The following is a 5796-nucleotide window of genomic DNA, read 5'->3' on the forward strand; positions in this document are numbered from 1 at the left end:
GGCTGGTCAATTAGAATTGGTTTTTAGATTATTTTGGCCAATCAGTTCTTTGCCAAGTGGCGGTAGCGTTCAAAAGGTACGCATAACAAACTGCTTAAACGGACGCAGGAACATTCGGCGGTTTTGGTTGTGAGCGTGGTAGGCTTTGAAAGTTAAGTGAAAGCGCCATTTAGCAGAGCGTTAGGTTTTCGGTTAACTTTGTAGGAAATAAAAATGAAACATTGGACTGAACCGAATGGGATTTTATTAATTCACATCCCTATCGAATGGCAGTATCTAAATCCAGCTATCGAGGGAGAAAAAGAAGCTTCACCATATAGTTTTCAACCTTACGAGGATTCATTAGGATGTTTTCAGCTAAGTTGTTATCCTCTTGAAGAACAAGCTCCAAGCCTAGCTAAAGCGAACCCTAACGGAGTGAAAAAATTAGCTTGGAATAGATCTAGAATGGATGATGCAGAGTTTTGTGCACACATGTTCTTTGGGGCATTGGGTGATCAAGCACTTATTGGAAAATACATCTACGATGTTAGTTTAAAAAATGATGTTCGTATAAAAGAACAGCTAGCACTTGTTGAGGATGTTTTAAATTCTGTAGTAATCGTTCCGGGAAGTGATCGTAAGTTGGCTTCTGATCTAGATAAATTCGACCGCTTTAATGCGTCCTTGGCTGCATCTCACGATCTTTTAAACTCCGCTATAGAGTCCGAGTCTTATATTGAAATTATTGCTATCACAGCAAGCCAAATTGATGCATACCTCAGACTTTGCATAGTCATCGCAAAACAGTTAGGCGAGCGTACGAACGATATAGATATCAAATACCTTTTCCAAGCCGATAATGAGAGGGGGATTATGGAGCGAAAAATATATGAACACTCTCTACAGTATAATGTTATCGACCAAGAAATATTTGATGAACTAAATACTCTATATCAACTAAGAAATAGAGTGATACATAGATATATCATATCTAATATTAAGACACGTGACTTAGTAAACATAGCTACACGGTACTTGGCTATATTGGAATCAGTGCGTTTAATCCTTCGCGGGTTTGAAGAGATGCAAGCCCAAGAGAAATATGGCCTATACGGAAAAATGTCTGATAAAGCTTCAGTTACAGATAATGCCGCAATTCAACGGCTTTATGCGGATACTAACGATAAACATTTACTCAAGAGGTTTAAAAGAGGCATCGAGATAAAAAAAACCTAACAAAAGCATCAAGGTGACGCGTTACACTCGGCGGTCTTGGTATTGAGTTCTGTGGGTTTTGTTAGTTAGTCGTGGCGCACCTTATGCCAAGTGTTATGTTACATCATTGCCCCCCAACTAGTGGTAATTAGGGGGGGACTTTATGGTAGTGTCTTAGATAAAAAATCAACCCATGCAGGTGCGTTTCCACTTGCGGAAGCTGCTGTTACAAAAACAAATTCCTTTATCTTTGTGATTACACTTGGTTTCTCATCTAGAATTTTATTCGCAAATTCTTCGACTTTTTCTGTATCTTTGTTTTCTGCGGATGAGACTAACTTGCTGATAAGGTTTTGTATATTACTATCCTGTTCCTTTAGCATGCTCATAAGCGTAATAAAGCAATCCTTGTTTTGTATGGTTAATAGGTTATTCGTTTGAAGCACCTCGCCAAACTTCTCTTTGAAGTAAGTTAGATCCTGCACTTGTTTTGCGATAATTGAATCCTGTCTAGCAACAATGCCCTCAATCATCATCTTCTTTTCGTTTGCCCACTCAAGTTCACTTTTGTATTGTATTATTTGGCGTTTGAGGTCCATTATTTCTACTGGGTCATGGGTATACTGCTCTGGTGTGATTTTCTCGAAAACAACTAAACCATAATTAGTCAAATACTCCTCGACAACCTCTTTATCTCCTTCAGGGTGTTCGATCGTCATGACAATTTTTGTTCCGATTTGTTGAATCGAAAATGCGACGCCACCATTCGGGTATTTTTTGTTAAGGACGTTTCCAAAATTTTGAAGTATCGATAGGCCAGCTACATGATGTTCTGGAGCAAAAGAAATAGACTTTACTATTCGGTCTTTATGTTCATTAGCTTGCAGAGACTTCTCTGCGTAACGTAGCTTGCGCCAAGCCTCAGAATTTGTTTTGCTGCGCCTTACTAGTTCTTCGTAGATTGGTATCGATTTGTAGAAATCTCCTTGTGCTTCATAAATATCCGCCAGCTTAAACATTGTTTTTGTTGTTCCGCTTTCTTCTGCTTGGCTAATGAGCAATTGTTTCGCTTCATCTAGTTTCTCATTTTTAATAAGAAAATTAATGTAGCAGTCTTTAATGCGATGGTTGACCATCTTTGAAACATGTCTTACTGATATTAGCTGCTCGAAAATTTCCGCACCTTCAGCATAATTAAGGTATCTAGACACAAACAGAGCATAGTGCTCGGCCAGTTTTACCTTTCTGTCAAAAGCATTAGATGCAAATGCTTCAAGGAAAATCGAATGCGCCTTTTCTATATCGCCGTTATCTGCCAAGGTCTCTGCATAATTAATCCAAGATGTAGCTTTGTCAGGGTTATGTTGCCAGTATTCCTCTGCTGTTGGCTTAGTTTCTTCTTCAGGTAGCTCAGGGATCTCAATTTCGACTATCATTACTTTCCTACGATATGCGTTGTCATTTACACCTCTATGCTACAGCATTAACATGTTACATAACAAATGCTTAAAGACGGACTGCCAACCTATGGCATTTTTGGTTCGAATTGGCTTATGTGATTACGGTGGTCTGTTTGGGTGTAGTGCATTGGCAGCCGCTTAAGCAGGCGTTATATGTATGGGAGGTTTCAGTGATAAACTTTCTTAAAGGGATTGTCATCTATATTGTAGGGATATTGGCAGTTCTATTTGTCTTACGGGCTTCATTTGACTATTTCTCAGTGATTCCTTTGGTAGATTTCATAGCCTATAGTGGTGTTTTTCTGGTTGTACTTGCAGGGATTACATTTGAGAGAAGCAGCCCAGCAGATAGGGGCTTTTTGTCTCTAATGGTACATCGTGAGTTAGTATCTCGAACGGAAGATTCGGAATATGAAAATAAGGCAAGTTTTTCAATTAGTGTTGGCCTAGTTGGTATGGTTTTACTCATTGCAAGCGGTGTCCTAGCCTGGCTTGGTGGGAAATAATACATATAACAATAAATTTAAGCAGATTCGCAACGCTTGGCGTTTTTGGTTTGAATCAACTTTAGTGTTTACGGCACAATGCTTTAGGTAGGTGGCAGCGTTGCTCACTACTTAATTTGGCGTTATGCGTCCTAAGTCAGAATTCTTTCTCTCGGTTCAGCGATAGAAACGAAGCATTTTTACTTGTAGAAATAAGAGGCTCTCTTTTGGAGTTTATCGAAGATCATCTTAGTTTTCGCTTCTTAATGGTGTTTTTAATTTCATGACTTTTAGGTGCTGGTTTATCCCGCAACCGCTCGTAGATTACAGCTGTGAAATTCGTATTTTTAAATGGCGTTTTTTCAGCTTCAACTATTGGCAGTCTTTTGTTTTTGTTCACAAAGTGTGTTGTTTGTGGGTTATTTGGTTCGCTTAATTTAAGCGGGTCAATTAGAATAGGTTCCTGGATTATTTTGGCCAATCAGTTCTTTGCCAAGTGGCTGTAGCGTTTAAAAGGTACGTATAACAAACTGCTTAAACGGACGCAGGAACATTCGGCGGTTTTGGTTCTGAGTGTGATTGGCTTTGAAAGTTAAGTGAAAGCGCCATTTAGCAGAGCGTTAAGTGGTAGGAGAAAGTAAGTATGTCGAAAGCTTTAGAATCATTTAATTTGGCAATCACAGATGCTGAAGAATTGTTAAATTGTTATGATCAAATTAATCAAAATAACGCTCAAGATTATCAACCTCCAGAAGCATTAAAAAGAGCGTCCTTAATATTAGTTTTAACCGCATGGGAAACATATGTTGAGGATATTGCTACAGAGTTATTTGAATTAAAGTTTGGTGTGCTAAAGGGCAGTCAAATTGGTAATTTCATGGAACAGCAATTTTCTACAAGATTGAAAATGTTCCATAATCCTGATTCAGTTAAAACTAAACAAATTTTCCAAGAGTTTTTTGGCGTTGATGTTACGGAAAGCTGGGTTTGGAATAATTACAGTACTCCCAAAGAAGTTCGAACAGTATTAAACCAATGGATAAGTAAGCGGGGTGATGCAGTTCACCGAGCAAATACTGATAAACAAGCAACTCACATCGTAAAGCGTAATGAATTAGATAAGTGTATATTTTTCTTTAAGAGCTTAGTAAGAGTTACTGATGAAGGCTTGTCATACGCTTGAACTACTACCACTTAACAAAGGTGTAATGGTTTTTGTAAGTATGGCGTAAGCGCACCTTATGCCGAGCGTTATAAGTCATGGATTATTCAACAAAGAATGGAAGCTAATTGTGTTCGATAAAGAAAAAGATATGCAGAAATGGTTGAGTGAAGAGTTGAGTGAAATTGGTGGCTTAGGCGATATCATTGACGACTTTGAAGAATCAACAAAGGGAAAATCCAGTTCTGAATCTCGGATTATAGAGGCGTACAATCACTGTTTAGAATCACTTAATATTAATGAAGTAATTTCTGAGGATGAAAATATATCTCTTAAAGAGGGAGATAGCTTAAGGCCTGATTTCCTTTTATATGCCCCTGAAACTGAATCGCTTGTTATATTAGAGCTTAAAAATATTGCTAATCCGACTAGGCAAGTTGGAACCGAATTAGGGGCATATGCAAGTGAGTTAAAGAGTTATCTTCCATTTATTTCAGACGGCGATATTGTTCATGTTGTTATATCTCGTGATTGGCCTACATTACTGCGCCACTTTTTATTTAACGAAATTTTTTGGATGCAAAGAAACATACTTTGTTTGGAGCCATACACCTCAACTCAAAAAGATATAAAGCTTAGAGTTCTGTCCCCAGCTAAGCTAGTGGAAGATGATGTATCACTTATGATTTGTGATCGTCACTTAGGGGGATATCAACTTTGTTTATACGATAACGCTCTCTATTCAGGTGGCAGCAGGGATAGACTGGATCAACATATTGAACAATTAAGAACATCTATTTATGCTATGGCAGCTAAAGGCAACTCACAGAACAATCATGGGTTTGCGTTTCTTTGGAAAGGTTTTTTCAGGGTCAAAGCACAAATGATATTGAAATACCAGAAATGACCACTCGATTCATAAATATCGTTAGTGAATTTAGCCCTATAGGGCATGGGCAATCATTAGAGCAAATAGTGAATTATGGAGAAAGGTACCTAAAAAATATTTGTTCTCCACACCCTGAAGGGTTTATGCATTGGAATAATTTACGAGATATCATGTTAGAGAGTTCAACTTTAATTGAATTTCATGCTTGGGGAGTATTTTCAGAGTTACTAGCTGATAAACTTGCAATAGAGTATGAGTCTGGAAATCATTCGATAAAGTTAACGGACCCTAATTTTGGGCTAGATATGATAAATGAACTAGTTGATGATGAATATCAATTTATTGACCTTTCATATTTTAATTACAACCCGGATATAGACTTATAACAAAGCATTTAAGAGTGATTCTCAACGCTTGGCATTTTTCATTCCATTGTTGAATTCAGTGTTTACGGTGGTATGGCTAAGTTTCGTGGTAGCGTTGCTCACATATATGGTCTCCCCTAGTTTTGCAAGTCAGTAGTGTGATAAAAAGCGCAGGTTAACTACCATATATACGGCCTGTTTGAACGGCTAATGCCTTGGCCAAGATGAGGCAGTCGAA

At 38.0% G+C, this 5796-nt stretch carries 6 protein-coding genes; 5 read left to right on the forward strand and 1 reads right to left on the reverse strand.

What is annotated here, in order from left to right:
• Nucleotides 1–213: 213 nt before the first annotated feature.
• Nucleotides 214–1218 carry a hypothetical protein gene (locus MHO82_RS25380; RefSeq protein ID WP_239189348.1) on the forward strand — a complete coding sequence of 335 codons (1005 nt, stop codon included), beginning with the start codon at nt 214–216 and terminating at the stop codon, nt 1216–1218.
• 140 nt (nt 1219–1358) lie between these two features.
• Here MHO82_RS25380 and MHO82_RS25385 read toward each other — a convergent pair whose 3' ends face one another.
• Nucleotides 1359–2633 (reverse strand): hypothetical protein, encoded by a 1275-nt coding sequence (locus tag MHO82_RS25385; RefSeq protein ID WP_239189350.1) that lies wholly within the window; start codon nt 2631–2633, stop codon nt 1359–1361.
• Between the two features lie 146 nt (nt 2634–2779).
• On the opposite strand from MHO82_RS25385, the gene MHO82_RS25390 reads away from it, so the two are divergent.
• The 4 genes from MHO82_RS25390 (at nt 2780) to MHO82_RS25405 (ending at nt 5579) form a co-directional block, all read left to right on the forward strand.
• Nucleotides 2780–3163 (forward strand): hypothetical protein, encoded by a 384-nt coding sequence (locus MHO82_RS25390; RefSeq protein WP_239189360.1) that lies wholly within the window; start codon nt 2780–2782, stop codon nt 3161–3163.
• A 622-nt stretch (nt 3164–3785) separates the two neighbouring features.
• Nucleotides 3786–4325: a HEPN domain-containing protein gene (locus tag MHO82_RS25395; protein WP_239189353.1), complete on the forward strand. Its 540-nt coding sequence runs from the start codon at nt 3786–3788 to the stop codon at nt 4323–4325.
• 109 nt (nt 4326–4434) lie between these two features.
• On the forward strand, nt 4435–5211 hold the full coding sequence (locus MHO82_RS25400) for a hypothetical protein (RefSeq protein ID WP_239189356.1): 777 nt from the start codon (nt 4435–4437) through the stop codon (nt 5209–5211).
• Nucleotides 5208–5579, forward strand: coding sequence for a hypothetical protein (locus MHO82_RS25405; RefSeq protein WP_239189358.1), 372 nt, complete (start codon nt 5208–5210; stop codon nt 5577–5579). Before MHO82_RS25400 ends, MHO82_RS25405 begins: the two co-directional genes overlap by 4 nt.
• Nucleotides 5580–5796 lie beyond the last annotated feature (217 nt).

It is taken from the genome of Vibrio sp. Of7-15 (genome assembly GCF_022347565.1).
Lineage (GTDB): Bacteria > Pseudomonadota > Gammaproteobacteria > Enterobacterales > Vibrionaceae > NORP241.